We start from the raw sequence: 18,019 nt of genomic DNA, 5'->3' as shown, positions 1-18,019 counted from the left end.
CCATGCTCGTGGCTTCTCTGCTGTGATCTTCTTGCTTCGACAACAAGAAGGATCACCGAGAGCCACGAGCTCTCTCAAGCCCCCTGCACTCCGCGGAACCTCAAACCCCGTTCAAGTTCGAAGAGCCGTCATGCGGCGCTCCGTCGACAACGGCGTCACGTGGACGGCCAGCAGGACCGTCCTGGCCAGTACCACGGGGGCGATCCTCCAAGGGGACGCGACGCTGCTGGCGGACTCGACCGGACCGGTGTTCCTGTTCAGCACGTCCGAGCCGACGGCAGGCCAGAGCACACCCCGAAGGCCCGCCGTCCAGGTCAGCGATGACGACGGGCTGACCTGGTCGGCGCCGAAGGACCTGTCGAGCGCCATCAAGGCGTCGGCGGGCACCGGCGACTGGTTCGCCACCGGGCCGGGGCATGGGATCCAGTTGACGCGCGGCCAGTACGCGGGACGCCTGGTGGTGCCCGTCTACTTCGCCGTGGGCGACCAGCAGAGCGTACGGCTGATCTACAGCGACGACCACGGCGGAACCTGGAAGATCGGCGCGACCGCGACCTACGACAAGTCGGTCCTCAAGCTGAGCGAGCAGACCCTGGTCGAGCGGACCGACGGGAGCATCCACGTGATCGCCCGCAACGGCGCGGTCCCGGACCAGACCTCCGTCCACGGCCTCGCCCGAGGCAAGAGCACGGACGGGGGCCTGTCCTTCGACGGCGAATTCCAGGCCGACACCGTCATCACCGCCCCGCCCACCCACCCCGCCCTGCTCCGCCAGCGCTGGGACGGCGGCTCCTACAGCCGGATCCTGCTGTCGGCGCCCGCTACCGCGAAGACCGACAACAACCCTGTGGGCATGAACGTCCGCTCCTCCTTCGACGAAGCAGCGACCTGGGACAACTACGACGGCACCCCCAACCACGCCGGTGTCCGCATTGACAGCGACCACGCCGGATACTCCGACATGACGCTCGCCGGCAACGGTGCGATCGGCGTGCTGTACGAGGCGGGCGCATCCCGCTTCCGGGACGAGATCCGCTGGAACTGGTTCTGGGAGAGCGCCATCGGCCTGCCCTGAACCCGATCCACTGGCAGATAATCCGGAACGGAACCAATTGGTAGACTAGGGCCATGACTGCCATGGCCCCTGCCCGCACCGCGCCGGATCTGTCGTACCTGCTGGACCACACCAGCCACGTCCTGAGAACCCGGATGGCGGCGGCGCTGGCCGAGATCGGGCTGACGGCGCGGATGCACTGCGTGCTCGTGCACGCCCTGCAGGAGGAGCGCACGCAGATCCAGCTCGCGGAGCTCGGCGACATGGACAAGACCACGATGGTGGTCACCGTCGACGCCTTGGAGAAGGCGGGCCTCGCCGAGCGCCGCCCGTCCAGTACGGACCGCCGCGCCCGGATCATCGCGATCACCGAGAAGGGCGCGGAGGTCGCCGAGCAGAGCCAGGCGATCGTCGACGGTGTGCACCAGGCGGCCCTGGACGCGCTGCCCGACGATGAGGCCGAAGTGCTCCTGCGGGCCATGAACCGCCTGGTGAAGGAGCATCTGGCCGCCCCCGCCGAGGTTCCGCAGGGGGTCAGGCGGGCTCGGCAGAAGTCCTGAAATAGATAGTCTGCAACAAAACTATCTGCTATGGTCTCTCCTGTTGCCCCTTTGAGCAGGAGATGGTCATGTCAAATACCGCACCTTCCCGCTGGCTGGCGCTCATGGTGCTGTCCGCAGCGATGCTGATGACGGTCCTGGACGGCAGCATCGTGACCGTCGCGATGCCGGCCATCCAGCGGGATCTGGGCTTCTCGCCCGCCGGGCTCAGCTGGATCGTCAACGCGTACGGGATCGCTTTCGGCGGGCTGCTCCTCCTGGCCGGCCGGTTGGGCGACCTCATCGGCCGGAAAACCATGTTCCTGGCCGGAAACGCGGTCTTCACCGCCGCATCGCTGCTGGCCGGCGCGGCGACCGGGCCCGGCATGCTGATCGGCGCCCGGTTCCTGCAGGGCATCGGCAGCGCCATGGCCTCCGCGGTCGTGCTGGGCATCCTGGTGACGCTGTTCACCGTGGCCAGGGAGCGGGCCAAGGCGATCGGCGTCTTCAGCTTCACCGGCGCCGCCGGAGCCGCGATCGGCCAGGTCCTGGGCGGGGTCATCACCGACGCGCTCAGCTGGCACTGGATCTTCTTCATCAACCTGCCGATCGGCCTGGCCACGATCGGACTGGCGATCTGGGCACTGCCGGGCGAGCGTGGGGCCGGACTGGCCGCCGGGGCGGACGTCATCGGCGCCGCGCTGGTCACCAGCGGCCTGATGCTGGGCATCTACACGGTGGTCAAGATCGAGCAGTACGGCTGGCTCGCGGCCCACACGCTCGGCCTCGGCGCGGTGTCACTCGCCCTGCTGGCCGCGTTCGTCGTCCGTCAGGCGACCGCCAGGACTCCGCTGATGCCGCTGCGGATCTTCCACTCGCGCAATGTCTCCGGTGCCAACGTGGTCCAGATGCTGGCGCTGTCGGCCATGTTCTCCTTCCAGATCATCGTCGCGCTCTACATGCAGAAGGTCCTCGGCTACACCGCGCTCGAAACCGGTCTGGCGATGCTTCCCGCGGCGGTGGCCATCGGCGGCATCTCCCTGTTCGTCTCGGCTCGGCTCAACACCCGCTTCGGCGAACGCCCCGTCCTGCTGGTGGGCCTGGCGCTCCTGCTCGGCGCGATGGGCTGGCTCACCCGCGTACCGGTGACCGCGGACTACGTCACCGACCTGCTCCCGGTCATGCTGCTCATCGCGGGTGGCGGCCTGGTGCTCCCGGCGCTGACCACGCTCGGCATGTCCGGCGCCAAGGCCGACGACGCGGGCCTGGCCTCCGGGCTGTTCAACACCACCCAGCAGGTCGGCATGGCCATCGGCGTCGCGGTGCTGTCCACGCTGGCCGCCTCGCGTACTGAGGAGCTGCTGTCCGCCGGCCGGAGCCAGGCGGTCGCGCTGACCGGCGGCTACACCGTGGCCTTCACCATCTCCGCCGCGCTGCTCGTGGCCGCCTTCATCGTCGCGCTCACCGTACTGCGGCAGCCCAAGCCGGACCCCACCCCCAAGGAAGACGAGGCTCTGCTCAGCCCGGCTTGACTTCGCCGGATCAGGAATGCTTTCTGCGACGTGGGTAGCTACTCCTAAGCAACACCCACAAGGGGGCTGAATATGAGCAACGCAGATAAGATCAAGGCCAAGGCGCAGGAAGTAGCAGGCACGGCCAAAGAGCGTGTCGGAGACGCTACCGACGATGAATCGCTGCAGGCCGAGGGGAAGACCGAGAAGGTCAAGGGCAATCTCAAGCAAGCGGGCGAGAAGGTGAAGGACGCCTTCAAGAAGTGATCTGCGCAGCGGAAGCCGCACGACAACGCGGCTTCCGCTGTCGTGTGCGGGAGCGTCAATCTGGGGGAAGCAGCGTCCCCAACGGCCCGAGGTCGAGATTGAGATCGGATGGAGAAAGGCCGAACCGGTCACACAATTCGGTCATCGCTTCTTCCAGCCGCATCAAGGTCAGGCCCAGTGTCTCGATCTGTTCGTCCGACAGATCTCCTTGCTCCATCCGTCGCACACATTGACGCTCGACGAGCTGGCGTACCAGCTCGACCAGGGTGAGCACGAGGCGCGACAGGTCGCGCTCCATCGCCTCGGAATCGGTCTCGATGCGTAGGCGTCTCGACGGCACCTTTTGCGCTGATGAAGAGGGTTTATTCTCCATCGGACCCCCGTACCGACATGATCAGTGCGCGTACGGAGATGCGCACCAGGTCGATGTCCGCGATGGACAGGACAAGGTCGCCGCTCACGACGACCCCGCCCGCCAGCAGCCGGTCCAGGAGGTCCACCAGCGCCACCCGCTCGGGTGGCAGCCGGCCCTCCTGGGCGAGCACGGCACCGCGGGGCTGGTCAAGCGTCATCGCCTGTCTCCCCTCTGGACGGCTCGGCGAAGGCGGCGAAGGAGTACGGCGCCCATGGACCGGTGAGCTGCACGTCGATCCCCTCACCGCGCAGCCCGTCGACGAGCCGGGCGAATTCCGCGCCGCGGTCGAGATCGACAAGGTAGGCGCCGTTGAGGATCATCCACTCCTCACGACCCGAAAGCTGGGGGTCCTGGGGGCGATGGCGCTGGCTCGCGACCGCCATGGACTTCAGGACCTCATGGATCTGTTCGCCGCGGACGGCGGCCTGGCGCCAGATCTCCTCGCGGCTACGCAGACTCGCTTGCCGTTTCTTGAGGTAGGCCAGTCCCGGGCTGGTCGCCGCCTCGTCTTTCTCGCCTTCTTCGGCGGAAGGCGGCGCAGTCGGATCGACGTACGCTTTCACGCCCCATTCCTGCCGGTCGGTGATCCGCGCGAGTGTCGCGGTGAAATCGTCATGGCGCCGGTCCAGGAGCTCCCGGATCTGGTCTTCGCCGCTGTAGACCGTGACCAGCCGTACCGGGGCCGTCGGGGTCGTCCGCGCGACCTCCTCGACCACGTGATGGTGCGCGCGGGCGGTCTCACTCAGCCAGTCCAGGTCTTCCATGGACCGCCGCAGCGGCTCTTCGCCGAACCGGTCCAGCGGAACCGTGCTCACGTAGGCGACGAGACCGGCATGCGTGATCGCGCGGACCGCCTCACCGGCCACACCCTTCAGGTCTTCAGCGGGTGCGGAGGCCTCGGCGCGCGTAACGGCGTACAGATAGGTGCCCGCGTTATTCATCTTGCTCTTCCACTTCAGCTTTAACGGTTCGCCGGCGAGGGGGCTCGACCTCCGCGGTCCGCTCGCGGGGCAGGGCGGTGCCCTCCTCCATCGCGGCGAGGCGGTCGCGGAGCCTGCGGTTCTCCTCGACCAGCTCCCGATCCTTCCCTGAGAGCCAGGGATCGTGCTCCCACCAGTCGATGCCCATCTCCCTGGCGGTGTCCACCGAAGCGATGATCAACCGGAGCTTGATGGTCAGCAGCTCGATGTCCAGGAGGTTCACGCGGATGTCTCCCGCGATGATGATGCCCCGGTCGAGCACCCGTTCCAGGATGTCGCCGAGGTTCGCCGGCTCGTGGCCGGAGGACGACAGGGAAGAAGTGGGCCGGCGTACCACGCCACCCGGCTCGGTCATCGCGGACCGCCCTCTCCGGCGGCGCCGCTGCCCCGCTTGTAGCGCTGGAGCCGCCGATAGGACAGCAGGTTTCCCTCCGGATCCAACTCCGCCTCGTACAGCGCGAGGATGTCGCCAGAGGAGGGAATGCGGTGATCTTCCAATACCTCTACATTCACCAACCAGCCGCCCTCGACCGGCTTCACCAGCGTGATGCCTTCCGGGTCCCCTGCGGCGAGACCGGCGATGTGACGCAGCCCCGCTTCGCCGACCGCCGCCACCGACAGCCCACGTGTGCGGCGTTTCGGACGCGGCCCCGTCCTTCTCTCGTCGCTGACGTCGTCGTTCTCTTCCCGCGGGCCCTTCGCCGTCCGGATGCCGGCCGCCCGCTCTTCGCGGGCAGTGCGCCTGACAGGCACGCGATCACCCCCCCTTGTTCGTCACCCGGCGGCGTGGCGGCCTCGGCCTAGCCGGGTCCGCCGGTCATCGACTGGAGAACCTGCCGCATCTGCAGAGCCTCTTCCTCTTCGGTGATCAGGCCGTCGGCTCTGGACCGCTCGATCTCCTCCAGCCGACGCCGGACAACCGCCGGGTCATGCAGTTCCTGCTCCGCCTGCTCCTGTATCAGCTCGCCGAGCCGGATCACCGCCTTGACCGGCGCGAGCGGCCAGCCGAAAATGAGGCCGATCAGTCCCATCCCGCATCACTCCTGAGCTGTCCGTGCGGTGATGAAGTCGTACGGTGCCAGCGGACCGAGCAGGCGCATCTCGACCCGGTCAGCCCATCGGTCGGCGAACTCGTTCATGACCTCCTCCAGTTCGCCTTGCCGGTCCGTCTCCATGAGCACGGCCAGATGAGCGGCGTCCTGTTCATGAGAGGGCTCCCGGACGACGGTGAAGACGGCGAGGGGAGCCACGGCTTCGACCAGAGTCTGCGTGTCGGCTTCGCGTTTGGCCGCGACCGCCTGGTTCACCAGCTCCCCGAGCTGGATCCGCGCATCCCGCGTCAGCTCCTCCGGTTGTCCCTTGATCTCCTCACGCAACCGCGCGGCCTCCGGGAACTCACGCAGCACCTCACGGAACAGCGTCTGCTCGACGTAGCGCCCTTTGACGACGTACTCGGCCCGCCCCTCCAGTTCTTCCAGCGCACTGTGGAACTCATCGTGGTGGGGCGTCAACAGCTCGTCGACGACGGCTTCCGCGTTCGTCATCACCGCACCGAAGCGGAGCGGAAGCACCGGAACCTCGGCGGCCGTGGCGTCCAGCAAGGCCTCGTGCCGGAACAGGTCGTCGGGGGTGCCCAGCGCGCGATCGAGCGGTACATCACTCACCAGAGCAGCGATCTTGCCATGCCGGACCAGCCTGATCTCTCCGGACTCGTCCCCTACGCCGCGCGCGTCGCTGGACACCTCGACGTCCTCGGGTACGAGACCGTAGACGTAGACGCCGGTGCTCTGAGTGCGCTGCTCAGGCCCAGCGGCATCCGCAGCTTTCGCAGATTGCGCCATTTCAGCGCTCCTCTCGGTCATGCCGCCGGCTACGCGTCTCTTTCTCGGAACTGTCGCCGACGAAGTCACTCAGCTTCTCCCCCGCCGCTTCCAGCACCCCTTGGGCGACGTCCTTGCTCTTGCCGCTGATCTGACCCTGCGACACGTCCTTCATGAGGTCGGGCAGGCCGGTCCCGCCGGACTCCGAAAGATCCGTCCGATTGACGGCCTCGGCGAAGCGCAAGTAGGTATCCACGCTGGCCACGACGATCCGGGCATCGATCGTCAAGAGCTCGATGCCGACGAGTGAGACCCGGACGTACGCGTCGATCACAAGCCCCTTGTCGAGAATCGTGTCGATGACGTCGGCCAAGCCTGACGGAGATGGACCTGAGGCGACTCCGCCTGACGCGGGTTGGACGGTCATTGCTTTCCCCCTCGGTCTTTGTGACGTGGCCCCGCGTCACGCGCTGCGGCCACCGGCCCTGCGGCGAACCGGCCGCTCCTTGGCGGGAGCCGGCGGTCTTCTCTTCGGGCGTTTCTGGGGGGACGCGGCACGCGGCTTCTCTTCCGGCTCTTCCTCTTCCTCCGGCTCCTCTTCTTCCTCTTCTTCCTCTTCCTCTGGTTCCTCTTCTTCCAGCTCGTCCTCTTCTTCCGCTGGCGCTTCTTCCTCCTCTTCCGGCTCTTCCTCTTCCTCTTCCTCTGGCTCCTCCTCTTCCGCGCGCTCGCCCTCTTCCGGCTCTTCCTCTTCCGCGCGCTCGCCCTCTTCTGGCTCTTCCTCTTCCGCGCGCTCGCCCTCTTCCGGCTCCTCTTCCTGTGCGGCCCGTTCCTCCTCGACAGCCGTCTCGTGGTCCTTGACGACTTCACCGTCGTGAATCACGCCACGCCAACCGGCGTCTTCCATCTCCTCGGGATGCAGCATGGCCTGTGTCATGACATGCCGCCTGAAGTGTTTGAACTCCAGCCGTGCCCGCCTGCCCTGCGCGCGCCACATATTGCCGATGTGCTCGAACAGTCCTTTCGGGTGATACTCGAGTACGAGCACGACCCGGGTCAGGTTGGGTGCGAGGGCGTGGAAGCTGACAGCCCCGTCGACGTAGCCCTTGGGCCCCTTGGATCGCCAGATGATCCGATCGTCGGGCACCTGCTCGACGATCTGCGACTCCCAGTTCCGATGGGACCAGAAAATCTGCGCCTTCCAGTCGAGCTTCTCCTCGGACTCGTTCCCTACGTGCTCCACCTTCTTCATGAAGGTGGGAAAGTCCTGGAACTGTGTCCATTGGTTGTAGACGACCCGTACAGGAGCGCCGATGTCGAGCGCTTCGTTGATGTTGACGAACCGCAGCTTCTTGTTCCCCTTGGTCAGCTTGCCCATCAGGCCCTTGAAGGCGCCCTTGATAGCCCCCTTGCCGGCCTCGCCCAGGATCGAACCGCTGGAGGACGAGCCACCCGACTTCTTCGATCCGGTAATCGCGCCTATCAGTCCGCCTCCGCCGTCGCCCGACGCGTACTCGGTAAGCCGGCCGGTCATCCCCTCGACTTTTCCGGCCAGGGACTGCATGCCTCGCTCGGCCAAGGCTTGTCCGAGGTTTTTGAGCTCTTGGGTGAGCTCGTTCGTCGGCAGTGCATCGGCGACTTTCTTGATGGGCTGAGTCTTCGGTGCTTGAGCCATCGAGTTCACCCCCGTGCTCTACGGACGGGCCGCGTGGCGCGTGCGGGTTCGGCCTTGGGCTTTCTTCTTCGTGGCGCCGGCTTAGGGGGCTCTTCCTCTTCTTCCGGCTCCTCCTCGTACTCGTCCTCCTCGTAGTCCTCTTCTTCGTCCGTGTCCTCGGGCGCGCCGGGCTTGCGCAACCCCTCGGCCCGCTCATGCAGTCTCGTGGTCAGCGATTCGATCTGTCTGCTCGTCATGGCCACCGCTGCGGCCTTGCCGACTTCCATCAGCTCGCCGCGCAGGCGGCCGGTGATCTTCTCCAGCTCGGGCGACGTACCGAGCACCTTGATTCCCTGTTGCAGCAGGCCCCCCTGGCCGCGCAGTCGACTGGCCACTCCGGCCATCGCCAGCGTGGTCGCCCAACGTAGCTTGTGGCGCCGGCCGAGGTAGTACCCCGCGGCGATGGCCAGCCCTATCTGGATTTTGTCTTTCATGACCAGCGCTCCTTGCGCTCGACAACCGGTCTCCACCTGCCCTACGAAAAAGACAAACAAACACATGATCGGAAAAAACGGACAGATTTGACGTGAGAGTGGCCTGGAATGGGATGACCCGTCCCGGGGCGTGGCGTTTGACACCTCTTGCGGCTAACCGCTATCTATTGGCTAACCGTTAGGGGGTGGAGGTGCATGAACGTGGTGAGCGCTGTGGTGCGGGTCCGCGGCCTGGTGAAAGAGCACGGTCAGGGGCAGAGCCGGGTCCGCGCGGTTGACGAGGTCGACCTGGACGTGCCCGAGGGGGAGATGCTGGCGGTGATGGGCCCCAGCGGCTGCGGGAAATCCACCCTGCTGCACCTTCTGGGTGGCCTGGAGCGGCCCAACGGTGGGGAGATCTGGCTGGCCGGCCGACGCGTCGACACCCTGAGCGAGCGGGCCCTGGCTCAACTGCGGCGCCGGTCGGTGGGCTTCGTCTTCCAGTCCTTCCATCTGATGGAGGAGCTGTCGGCGGCGGAGAATGTGGAGCTTCCCGCGCTGCTGGCCGGGAGTTCGCCGCGCGAGGCCAGGCGGCGCGCGAGGCTCCTGCTGGAACGGGTCGGGCTCGCCGGCCGCGCCCGGCATCTGCCTTCTGAGCTGTCCGGCGGGCAACGTCAGCGGGTCGCCATCGCCCGCGCCCTGATCAACGAGCCGCTGCTCATGCTGGCCGACGAGCCCACCGGTAACCTCGACTCCACAGCGACACTCGACATGCTGAGCATCTTCGAGGAGCTGCGTTCCGCAGGGCAGACCCTCATGATCGTCACGCACGACGAGCGGGTCGCGGCCATCGCGGACCGGCTGATCTCGATGCGTGACGGGATGTTCGTCGACGACACCCGGATGGCCGGCAGCACCAGTGGGTGGCTCGGCGGCCTGATCGGGCTGGAGGGCTGACCGCCGTGGGTCGCACCATACTCGTCGCCCGCCTCGTCATCGCCGACATCCGCCGGCACGGGGCTCAGGCCGCGATGCTCCTGCTCTCGATCACCGCCGCCACCGCGGCTCTGGCCCTGGGGCTGTCGCTGAGCGGGGCGACCGAGACGATGTACCACCAGACCCGGCAGGCCACGGCCGGCCCGGACCTGGTGGCGGTGTCGGCGGACTCCGGCCGGAGCGCACTCTCGGCTCTGGCGTCGTTGACGGACTCTCCTGAGGTCTCCGCCCACAACGGGCCGTACCGCATTGTGTACACAACGCTCACCGCGGGTGACGCCAAGACGCACGCGGTGGCGTACGGCGCCGGCGCGGCACCGGGACCGGTGAACCGCCCGTTGGTGACCTCGGGCGGTTGGGTACGCGGCGGAGCCGTGGTGGTCGAACGCGGCTTCGCCGCCGCTCTCGGCGTCCGCGTCGGCGACCGCGTCACCCTCTCCGGCCGGACGTTCCCCATCGCCGGGATCGCCGTCACCGCGGCCGCCCCCGTCTATCCGTGGGCGCAGCTGAGCGGCCCGGGCGGCGGGCCGAACGACTACAGCGGTCTGGTCTGGCTGGCCGATCGGGATGCCCGGGCCCTGGCATCACGAGATCTCCCGGTGTCCACTGCCCTGGACTTCGGCGCCGGCCAACAGGGCCTCTACCAGGGCAGGAGGCCTGCCGTCCGCGAGCAGTTGCTTTCGCGCGGCTGCTATGGGCACCTTCTCGAAGCGCAACGGGCGGCCGATCGCCTCCCCGATCGCGTGGACCTGCTGGGCCCTGCTCACCACCTGCGGACCGGTCAGCACGTGCGTCGCACGCTCATGTCCATCGTCGATCAGCACACGTACCGCAACCGTCGCGATGTCCCGCGGGTCGATCACCGCGGTGGCGGCGATGTCGGGACCGCGGACGACACCCGCGCCGCGGATCTGCTCGGCCCAGCCGCGAGCGTTGGAGGCGATCGTGTTCGACCGCAGGATGGTCCACTGCAGACCGGACTTCTCGATCAGGCTCTCCATGTCGGCGTGGAGCTGGTTGATCGGGTCGGTCTGCCGTTCGGCAGCGTCATTCACCCCGGACGATGAGAGGTAGACGACGCGGCGGGCATGGCCCGCGATCACATCGAGGACGGCCGGGGCGCCTTCGGTGGTGAGGAAAGGCCAGATCAGGAACACCGTCTCGATCTCCGCCAGTGCGCGCTCCAGTGTGCCCGGCCTGGACAGGTCCCCTTCCACTGCCTCGGCCCCTTCCGGGAGCCGGGGTTGCTGAGCATCTCTCATCAGCGCGCGCACAGGAGTGCCGGTGGACAGAAGCTGGGCAACAACCTGCCGACCGACATTGCCGGTCGCGCCGGTCACGAGAATCCTGGTCACGAGCAGGCCAGCCCGATCGTGTACGGAAATATTCCGATCTATCGACCACCGAGGCTGAGTTAGTCGCCCAACTAACTATCGACAAGCGCTGCGCGGACCCGCTATGGTTCTTCTCAGTCAGCCAACTAACTGACTAACTTCTGAGGAGCAATCATCATGATCGTTGTCACGGGCGCCACGGGTAACGTCGGGCGCGAGCTCGTCAACACGCTCGCCGCCGCAGGCGAACAGGTCACGGCAGTGTCCCGCCGGCCGGCCGAGTTCGCCGAGGGGGTACGGCACAGCCAGGCCGACCTGAACGACCCCGCGAGCCTCCGCCCCGCGCTGGAAGGCGCCGACGCGCTCTTCCTGCTCGTGGCCGGGGAGGACCCGCACGGGATTCTGAAGGAGGCCGCGAACGTCAAGCGGATCGTGCTGCTGTCCTCCCAGGGGGCGGGCACCCGTCCCGAGGTCTACCGGCACCCGGCCCTGTTCGAGCAGGTCGTACGCGAGTCGGGACTGGACTTCACGATCCTGCGGCCGGGCGGCTTCGACTCCAACGCCTACGCCTGGGCCGAATCGGTCCGGACCCGGCGTACCGCCGCGGCGCCCTTCGGGGACGTCGGGCTGCCGACCATCGACCCGGCCGACATCGCCGAGGTCGCGGCCGCGGTGCTGCGCGGGTCCGGGCACTCCGGCCGTACCTACGAACTGACCGGACCTGTGCTCGTCACCCCGCGCGAGCGGGCGGAGGCGCTCAGCCGGGCGCTCGGCGAGCCCGTGCGGTTCGTGGAGCAGACCCGCGATGAGGCACGCGCGCAGATGCTCCAGGTGATGCCCGAGCCCGTCGTCGAGGGCACGCTGGCCATCCTCGGCGCGCCGACCGTGGTCGAGCAGACCGTCAGCCCCGACGTCGAGCGCATCCTCGGGCGTGCGCCGCGCACCTTCGAAGAGTGGGCCGCGCGCAACCTCCCCGCCTTCCGGTGAACACGATCGTCGAGGGCTTCCTCGCCGAACCTCATGTGGCCACCCTGACCACCCTGCGTCCCGACGGCTCGCCGCATGTGGTCGCGGTGCGCTTCACCTGGGACGGCGAGGCGGAGCTGGCCCGGGTTCTGACCATCGGCACCACCAGAAAAGCCAGAAACCTCATCGCTGGGCCAGGCGGGCGCGTGGCGATCTGCCAGGCGGTGGGGTTCCGGTGGGTGACGCTCGAGGGCGTCGCCACCGTGCACGACGCGACCAAGCGGGTGGCCGAGGGCGTACGCCGCTATGTCACGCGCTATGGGTCGCCGCCCCCGAATCCGCCCGGTCGCGTGGTCATCGAGATCGCGGTCGACCGCATCACACAGCTCAACCTTCGATAAGGACAAGATCATGCCTGTTCAGCACATTCTTGACTCGACCATGTACTACCGGGAGTCCGGCGCCGGGGCGCCGATCGTCTTCCTGCACGGCAACCCGACCTCGTCCCACCTGTGGCGTGATGTCATGCCGGCCGTGGGAGCCGGACGGCTCCTGGCCCCCGACCTCATCGGCATGGGCGACTCGGGCAAACCGGATATCGCCTACACCTTCGCCGACCAGGCCCGATACCTGGACGCCTGGTTCGACGCGCTGGACCTCCAGGACGTGGTGCTGGTGGGGCATGACTGGGGTGGCGCCCTGGCCTTTGACTGGGCCACGCGCCACCCGGATCGGGTGCGCGGCATCGCGTTCACCGAGACCATCGTCAAGCCGATGGCCTGGGAGGAGTTCCCGGAGGGCGGCCGTGAGCTGTTCCGGGCGATCAAGACCGAGGGGGTCGGCGAGGGCATGATCCTCGACGACAACGCCTTCATCGAGCAGGGCCTGCCGGGCACCACCGCCACGCCGATCTCCCAGGGGGACCTCGACGTCTACCGCAAGCCGTATCCGACGCGCGAAAGCCGGCTGCCGCTGCTGCAATGGCCACGCGCCATGCCGCTGGGCGGCGAGCCCGCCGACGTCGTGGCCAGGATCGAGGCGTACGACCGGTGGCTGGCGGTCAGTGCGGACGTGCCCAAGCTGCTGCTCACGTTCGCGCCCGGCCCGGGGGCGATGATGCACGAAGGCATCGTCGCGTGGTGCGCGGCCAACATGGCCGGCCTGGAGATCGAACGCTCCGAGGCCGTCGCCGGGCACCATACGCCGGAGGACCACCCTGTCGCGATCGCCACGGCCATCGCGGCCTGGGCGGACAGGCACCACCTTCGTTGACGTCAGTCAGGCAGGAGTGCGGTGGCCAGCAGGTAGAACGCGAGCAACGAGGCGACGGACAGGACGAGCGTTGGCCGGGAGATACGGGTCCCGGCCAACCAGGCCGCAGCCGGATACGCGATCACGCCGCTGAAAAGGATGAGCATCAAGGAGACGTCGAACGAGAGAGCCAGCCGCGCTTCGGCGAACCGCCAGATCACCATCAGCAGGAGTGCGGCCAGAACGGCGACGGGCAAGGATGGCCGTACGCGCAGGAGATACAGCAACGGCCAGGCCAGGACGATCACGACCCAGCGCCCGACCTCCCACGCCAGCACAAGGAGGCCGAGACAGCCGGTGTACTCCCCGCAGAACGGGGAGTCAGGGAAGAGCGCGGTCATCAGCGCGGTCCATGCGAAGAGACCGACAGTGAGAATGATCCCCGCCGCACCGGCCAAGACCATCCGCTTGCCGGGTCTCTCGCCCACCGGCGGTAATTCGATCATCTGCGAATGGTGACACGCAGGACACCACCTGGCCAGAGCGGGCCTTCCGCAGCAGAACAAGTGGGGAGCCCGTCTAGCCTAGGTCGGGCGCGCGGTCACGCAGTGGGGGCCGCGTTCGGCGAATGAGGGAGACGATGTCGGCGACGCGACTGCTGGTCCTGGGCGTGGTACGGCGGCTCAGCCAGGCACACGGCTATCTCGTCGGCGCCGAACTGGAGTCGTGGGAGGCCGGGCAATGGGCAGGGCTCAGGTCAGGATCGATCTATCACGCCCTCCGTCAACTGGCCAAGGACGGGCTACTGGACGCCACCGAGGTGCACGAATGGCCCGGCCGAGTCGACTACGCCATCAACGACAAGGGTGAGGCGGAGTTCCTGCGGCTGCTCAGGACCGCTTTGAGCGTGCCCGACCGGCGTCCGGAGATGTTCGACGCGGCCATCGCGCTGCTGCCGGCACTGCCGAAAGAGGAAGCGATCGCGCTGCTCAAGGAGCGGTTGCGCGCCATGGAAGACGAGCGGGCGCGGATCGAGGGCGTGATGCGCGAGAGTGTGCGACCGGGACACCTGACGGAGCTGTTCGACCTGCGCGCGAAGCAGGCCGCGGGCGACGCAGCATGGACCCAGGGCCTGATCGTACGGCTGGAACGGGGTGCGGAGCCGGCCTGATCGCTCGCCTGCCGGTTTGACGGTGGGAGGGAGGGTGGGCCATAGTTCGATACTCAAATTTGGTTAACCAAATTTGGCTATCCATCCGCGAAGGAGCTCCATGCGCGTCCGTACCGCAGCAGCGGCAACCCTCCTGCTCACTCTTGCCTCGCCCCCGGAAGCGGCGAACGCCACCACCACCTGCAAACCGGTCAGCGCCGAAGTGGCGATGACCTCCGGCGGCCCCGCCGACCAGCGCGTGGCCGGCACCCTGTGCCTGCCGCGCGGCCGTACCGCCACCGTTCAACTGCTCATCCCCGGCGGCTTCTACGGCCAGGCCTACTGGCAGGCGCGCGGCGACCGGCGACGCCCCTCCTACGTCGAGACGATGACCGCCGCCGGCTACGCCACGCTGGCCATCGACCGCCTCGGCACCGGTGCGAGCACGTACCCGCCCAGCGCCCGCTTCCGGCAGGACACCCACCAGATCGTCGTACGCCAGCTCATCGAACAACTCCGCGCCGGCCGTCTCGGCGGCGGCCGCTTCACCAAGGTCGTTCTGGTCGGCCACTCGCTGGGCTCCACCCTTGCCCGTACCCTCGCCGCCACCCATCCCGCCGAGGTGGACGGCGTCATCCTCACCGGTGAGTCGAGTGTGCCCAACCAGGCCGCCTTCGAGCAGATGGGCGCGCAGATCTACCGTGCGGCCGACGACCCGCGCTTCGCCAAGCGCGGGCTCGACGACGGCTACCTCACCACCCGGCCCGGTCTGCGGGCCACCTGGTTCTACCACCGCCCCAACGCCGACCCCAAGGTCATCGCCGCCGACGAGGCCACCAAGACCACCGACGTCTTCCCGCCCGGCGACTCCTACACCCCGCCCTCCATCAACAAGAGCATCCAGGTGCCGGTGCTGATCGTCACCGGCGAGTACGACAAGCTGCTCGCCCCGACCCACTCCTCCACCGAACTCCGTGCCCAAGAGGCCCCCTTCTACGGCCCGCGGGCAAAACTGGAGGCCATCCTGGTCCCCGGCACCGGACATGTGCTCAACGCGCACCGTACGGCGCCCGATTGGCTGGCCAAGGCCCGGGACTGGGCCGACCGCCGCGTGGGCGGAGCGGCCCGATGAGCCAGGAGCCGACCGACAGCCCGACCAAGTGGGTCGCCGGCCACGTCAAGAGGTATGTCGAGTCCGACGGCGCTCACGGCCACCTCTTCCACGGCGCACCGACCCTGCTGATCACCACGACCGGCCGCCGCTCGGGACTCCCCCGCCGTACCGCGCTCATCTATGGCCGCGACGGCGAGCACTACCTCGTGGTCGCCTCCAACGGCGGCGCCGCCGACCACCCGCTCTGGTTCCACAACCTGCTCGCCGAACCGCGGGTCCGGGTGCAGGTCGGCGCCGACGTGTTCGACGCGGTGACCCGCCCGGCGACCGCCGACGAGCGACCTCGGCTGTGGGAGACCATGACCGGGGTATGGCCGCAGTACGCGGGCTATCAGCGAAAGGCGCCGAGGGAGATCCCGGTCGTGATCATCGAGCGAGCCAGTTAGCTGAGCAGCGCGCGACCCTCTCGCCCGATCCTCCAGCGACCCCGGATCCCCACCACCGAGCTGAGCCGCCGCCCCGCCCAGGCGGCGACCGCCCCTGACAGCAGGGCGCTCGCGGAAGGAAGACCGTTCAGGACCAGAGCCCCCTCGAACGTGGACGCCACGGGCTCACGCAGATGCAGCCACGCCCCTTGGAGATCGGACCACAGCTCGGCCAGGCCAAACGGAAGCGGACCATACCCGGCACATCCCGCAGGTCAGGTCGGTCGCCGGCGAGCCTGGTTCTTCTCGCGGATGACCGCGTGGGCGTCCGCGACGGGGCCCAGGTGCCCGAGCTTGTCGGGGTTGATCACCGAACGGATGATCTGGATGCGTCCGTCGAGGATGTCGAGCGTCCAGGCGTTGACGACCCTGCCATCGCGATCGCGGAGGATCGCGCCCGGCTGGCCGTTCACCTCGTGCGCCTCCAGCACGGCGCCGATCTGGGTGAGCGGAGGCACGTTGGCGGCCAGTACCCGGGCGACCCTCTCGACGCCGTAGACGGGGTTCGTACCCCCGACCTTGCCGCCGCCGTCACTGACCAGCTGAGCGTCGGCGGCGAGGACCTTGCGCAGCCCGTCGACGTCCCCTTCCCTGAGCGCGTGGAGGAATCGTCCCGCGAGTTCCTCGCGCTTCCTTCGGTCGGTCTCGAACCGGGGGCGATCATCCCGCATGTGGCGGCGTGCCCGTGAGGCGAGCTGGCGGCATGCCGACTCCGAGCGCCCCACCGCCGACGCGACCTCGGGAAAGCCGAAGTCGAACACCTCCCGGAGCACGAAGACAGCGCGTTCGAGCGGGCTGAGTCGCTCCAGCAGCAGCAGCGCGGCCATCGACAGCGAGTCGGCAAGTTCCGCGGCGCGTTCCGGGTCCTGGTAGGGGTCGGCGAGCAGTGGTTCGGGGAACCACGGCCCGATGTACTCCTCCCGGCGAACCCGGGCGGAGCGCAGCACGTCGATCGAGATCCTGGTGACCGTCGCCGAGAGGAACGGCTTGGTGGATCGCGGTTGCGTCGAGGTCGTCGCGTAGCGCAGCCAGGTCTCCTGGACGGCGTCCTCGGCCTCGGTCACGCTGCCCAAGATCCGGTAAGAGATCGAGAACAACAGCGGTCGAAGTTCCTCGAATTCCTTCTCTCGCGTCATCCCAACCCGTCCTTGAATCCCTGGCGCCACGAGGGTAGCGCAGGCTGCTGGTTGTGAGGCCGCTCACACCGTGTCACAACCGAATGGGGCACCTCGTCTTAGGGGGCATGACAAACGCGGAACAGACCTCGGTGCTGATCACCGGAGGCAACAAGGGGCTCGGCTTCGAAGCGGCCCGGCGGCTCGGGGAACACGGTTGGACGATCTTTCTCGGCTCGCGCGATGAAGGTCGAGGACGGGCGGCCGCCGACAAGCTGGCCGACAGTGGCGCGAACGTGGTCATGGTCCCGCTGGACGTGACCTCGGACGACTCGGTGAGTGAGGCCGTACGGCTCGTTCGGCAGCACACCGATCGGCTGGATGTGCTGATCAACAACGCCGGCGCGCCAGGAAAGGTGGTCGCGCCGGCGGACGCGACGGTTGACGACATTCACTCCGTCTACGACACCAACGTGTACGGACCGATCAGGGTCACGCATGCGTTCCTCCCCTTGCTGCGGGCGGCGGACCATCCGCGGGTGGTGATGGTGTCCAGCGGTGGTGGTTCCTTCGCGGTCGTGACCGATCCGGAGCAGCCCGTCTCGAAAATGCACGAGCTCGCCTACAGCTCGTCGAAAGCGGCGCTGAACATGATCACCGTCCGGTACGCCCAGGCGCTCCCGGAGATCAAATTCAATGTCGCCACTCCCGGAGAAGTCGCCAACCGCAAATTCGCCGCCACCGACATGAACCATCACACCGGCGAACTGACGGTCACCGAGGGCACCGATTCGATCGTCGAACTCGCGATGATCGACGCCGACGGGCCGACCGGAATCTTCATCGATCGCCTCGGCCCCGTCGCGTGGTGACCGGGTAAGCAGGGGCGCGATGGCCG

Annotated in this window: 26 protein-coding genes; 12 read left to right on the top strand and 14 right to left on the bottom strand. The window is 67.8% G+C overall.

Annotated features, from left to right (window positions below):
* Positions 1–22: 22 nt before the first annotated feature.
* The 4 genes from KLK06_RS58735 (at position 23) to KLK06_RS58720 (ending at position 3,371) form a co-directional block, all read left to right on the top strand.
* Positions 23–1,075, top strand: a complete 1,053-nt coding sequence (locus KLK06_RS58735) for a sialidase family protein (RefSeq protein WP_308169055.1) — start codon at positions 23–25, stop codon at positions 1,073–1,075.
* Between the two features lie 53 nt (positions 1,076–1,128).
* Positions 1,129–1,614 carry a MarR family winged helix-turn-helix transcriptional regulator gene (locus tag KLK06_RS58730; RefSeq protein WP_214644622.1) on the top strand — a complete coding sequence of 162 codons (486 nt, stop codon included), beginning with the start codon at positions 1,129–1,131 and terminating at the stop codon, positions 1,612–1,614.
* Positions 1,615–1,682: 68 nt separating this feature from the next.
* Positions 1,683–3,125 (top strand): DHA2 family efflux MFS transporter permease subunit, encoded by a 1,443-nt coding sequence (locus KLK06_RS58725; protein ID WP_214644621.1) that lies wholly within the window; start codon positions 1,683–1,685, stop codon positions 3,123–3,125.
* 72 nt (positions 3,126–3,197) lie between these two features.
* Complete coding sequence (locus KLK06_RS58720) at positions 3,198–3,371, top strand: CsbD family protein (RefSeq protein WP_214644620.1); 174 nt, start codon at positions 3,198–3,200, stop codon at positions 3,369–3,371.
* A 55-nt stretch (positions 3,372–3,426) separates the two neighbouring features.
* Here KLK06_RS58720 and KLK06_RS58715 read toward each other — a convergent pair whose 3' ends face one another.
* Genes KLK06_RS58715 through KLK06_RS58670 form a run of 10 tightly spaced genes read right to left on the bottom strand, consistent with a single transcriptional unit; the run spans position 3,427 to position 8,731 of the window.
* The gene (locus KLK06_RS58715; protein WP_214644619.1) at positions 3,427–3,744 is read right to left on the bottom strand and encodes a gas vesicle protein K; all 318 of its coding nucleotides are present in this window, start codon (positions 3,742–3,744) and stop codon (positions 3,427–3,429) included.
* A complete protein-coding gene (locus KLK06_RS58710) occupies positions 3,734–3,943 on the bottom strand; it encodes a gas vesicle protein (RefSeq protein WP_214644618.1) in 210 nt (69 codons plus the stop codon). Before KLK06_RS58710 ends, KLK06_RS58715 begins: the two co-directional genes overlap by 11 nt.
* On the bottom strand, positions 3,933–4,727 hold the full coding sequence (locus KLK06_RS58705) for a GvpL/GvpF family gas vesicle protein (protein WP_214644617.1): 795 nt from the start codon (positions 4,725–4,727) through the stop codon (positions 3,933–3,935). The genes KLK06_RS58710 and KLK06_RS58705 overlap by 11 nt, the downstream gene beginning before the upstream one ends.
* A complete protein-coding gene (locus tag KLK06_RS58700) occupies positions 4,720–5,121 on the bottom strand; it encodes a gas vesicle protein (RefSeq protein WP_214644616.1) in 402 nt (133 codons plus the stop codon). Before KLK06_RS58700 ends, KLK06_RS58705 begins: the two co-directional genes overlap by 8 nt.
* Entirely contained in the window at positions 5,118–5,519 is a 402-nt protein-coding gene (gene gvpO / locus KLK06_RS58695) for a gas vesicle protein GvpO (RefSeq protein WP_214644615.1), read from the bottom strand. The genes KLK06_RS58700 and gvpO overlap by 4 nt, the downstream gene beginning before the upstream one ends.
* A gap of 47 nt (positions 5,520–5,566) precedes the next feature.
* A complete protein-coding gene (locus KLK06_RS58690; protein ID WP_214644614.1) occupies positions 5,567–5,797 on the bottom strand; it encodes a gas vesicle protein GvpG in 231 nt (76 codons plus the stop codon).
* A 6-nt stretch (positions 5,798–5,803) separates the two neighbouring features.
* Entirely contained in the window at positions 5,804–6,607 is an 804-nt protein-coding gene (locus KLK06_RS58685) for a GvpL/GvpF family gas vesicle protein (protein WP_214644613.1), read from the bottom strand.
* A gap of 1 nt (position 6,608) precedes the next feature.
* Positions 6,609–7,013 carry a gas vesicle protein GvpJ gene (gvpJ, locus tag KLK06_RS58680; protein WP_214644612.1) on the bottom strand — a complete coding sequence of 135 codons (405 nt, stop codon included), beginning with the start codon at positions 7,011–7,013 and terminating at the stop codon, positions 6,609–6,611.
* Positions 7,014–7,049: 36 nt separating this feature from the next.
* A complete protein-coding gene (locus KLK06_RS58675; RefSeq protein WP_214644611.1) occupies positions 7,050–8,258 on the bottom strand; it encodes an SRPBCC family protein in 1,209 nt (402 codons plus the stop codon).
* 5 nt (positions 8,259–8,263) lie between these two features.
* Complete coding sequence (locus KLK06_RS58670) at positions 8,264–8,731, bottom strand: hypothetical protein (RefSeq protein WP_214644610.1); 468 nt, start codon at positions 8,729–8,731, stop codon at positions 8,264–8,266.
* Positions 8,732–8,926: 195 nt separating this feature from the next.
* On the opposite strand from KLK06_RS58670, the gene KLK06_RS58665 reads away from it, so the two are divergent.
* Positions 8,927–9,667, top strand: a complete 741-nt coding sequence (locus tag KLK06_RS58665) for an ABC transporter ATP-binding protein (protein WP_214644609.1) — start codon at positions 8,927–8,929, stop codon at positions 9,665–9,667.
* A gap of 64 nt (positions 9,668–9,731) precedes the next feature.
* On the opposite strand, the gene KLK06_RS58660 is transcribed toward KLK06_RS58665, so the two are convergent.
* Positions 9,732–10,181, bottom strand: a complete 450-nt coding sequence (locus tag KLK06_RS58660; protein ID WP_214644608.1) for a hypothetical protein — start codon at positions 10,179–10,181, stop codon at positions 9,732–9,734.
* A 109-nt stretch (positions 10,182–10,290) separates the two neighbouring features.
* Positions 10,291–11,046 carry an NAD(P)H-binding protein gene (locus KLK06_RS58655; protein WP_214644607.1) on the bottom strand — a complete coding sequence of 252 codons (756 nt, stop codon included), beginning with the start codon at positions 11,044–11,046 and terminating at the stop codon, positions 10,291–10,293.
* Between the two features lie 171 nt (positions 11,047–11,217).
* Between KLK06_RS58655 and KLK06_RS58650 the strand changes: the two genes are divergently transcribed.
* Genes KLK06_RS58650 through KLK06_RS58640 form a run of 3 tightly spaced genes read left to right on the top strand, consistent with a single transcriptional unit; the run spans position 11,218 to position 13,278 of the window.
* Positions 11,218–12,027 carry an NAD(P)H-binding protein gene (locus KLK06_RS58650; protein WP_214644606.1) on the top strand — a complete coding sequence of 270 codons (810 nt, stop codon included), beginning with the start codon at positions 11,218–11,220 and terminating at the stop codon, positions 12,025–12,027.
* Complete coding sequence (locus KLK06_RS58645; protein ID WP_214644605.1) at positions 12,024–12,407, top strand: pyridoxamine 5'-phosphate oxidase family protein; 384 nt, start codon at positions 12,024–12,026, stop codon at positions 12,405–12,407. Before KLK06_RS58650 ends, KLK06_RS58645 begins: the two co-directional genes overlap by 4 nt.
* A gap of 10 nt (positions 12,408–12,417) precedes the next feature.
* Positions 12,418–13,278: a haloalkane dehalogenase gene (locus KLK06_RS58640; RefSeq protein ID WP_214644604.1), complete on the top strand. Its 861-nt coding sequence runs from the start codon at positions 12,418–12,420 to the stop codon at positions 13,276–13,278.
* 2 nt (positions 13,279–13,280) lie between these two features.
* Here KLK06_RS58640 and KLK06_RS58635 read toward each other — a convergent pair whose 3' ends face one another.
* Positions 13,281–13,763 (bottom strand): hypothetical protein, encoded by a 483-nt coding sequence (locus tag KLK06_RS58635; protein WP_214644603.1) that lies wholly within the window; start codon positions 13,761–13,763, stop codon positions 13,281–13,283.
* Between the two features lie 134 nt (positions 13,764–13,897).
* Here KLK06_RS58635 and KLK06_RS58630 point away from each other — a divergent pair, with 134 nt between their 5' ends.
* The 3 genes from KLK06_RS58630 to KLK06_RS58620 all read left to right on the top strand — a co-directional run bounded on the left by KLK06_RS58630 (position 13,898) and on the right by KLK06_RS58620 (position 15,967).
* Entirely contained in the window at positions 13,898–14,428 is a 531-nt protein-coding gene (locus KLK06_RS58630; RefSeq protein WP_214644602.1) for a PadR family transcriptional regulator, read from the top strand.
* 100 nt (positions 14,429–14,528) lie between these two features.
* Positions 14,529–15,539, top strand: coding sequence for an alpha/beta hydrolase (locus tag KLK06_RS58625; protein WP_214644601.1), 1,011 nt, complete (start codon positions 14,529–14,531; stop codon positions 15,537–15,539).
* Positions 15,536–15,967 carry a nitroreductase family deazaflavin-dependent oxidoreductase gene (locus tag KLK06_RS58620; protein WP_214644600.1) on the top strand — a complete coding sequence of 144 codons (432 nt, stop codon included), beginning with the start codon at positions 15,536–15,538 and terminating at the stop codon, positions 15,965–15,967. Before KLK06_RS58625 ends, KLK06_RS58620 begins: the two co-directional genes overlap by 4 nt.
* A gap of 254 nt (positions 15,968–16,221) precedes the next feature.
* Here the strand turns inward: KLK06_RS58620 and KLK06_RS58615 are convergent, their stop codons facing one another.
* A complete protein-coding gene (locus KLK06_RS58615; protein WP_214644599.1) occupies positions 16,222–17,142 on the bottom strand; it encodes an RNA polymerase sigma-70 factor in 921 nt (306 codons plus the stop codon).
* Between the two features lie 83 nt (positions 17,143–17,225).
* Between KLK06_RS58615 and KLK06_RS58610 the strand changes: the two genes are divergently transcribed.
* The gene (locus KLK06_RS58610) at positions 17,226–17,993 is read left to right on the top strand and encodes an SDR family oxidoreductase (RefSeq protein WP_250907720.1); all 768 of its coding nucleotides are present in this window, start codon (positions 17,226–17,228) and stop codon (positions 17,991–17,993) included.
* Positions 17,994–18,019: the final 26 nt, after the last annotated feature.

This window comes from Nonomuraea sp. NEAU-A123, from assembly GCF_018603905.1.
Taxonomy (GTDB): Bacteria; Actinomycetota; Actinomycetes; order Streptosporangiales; family Streptosporangiaceae; genus Nonomuraea.
This window is presented reverse-complemented; position numbering and strand designations above follow the sequence as displayed.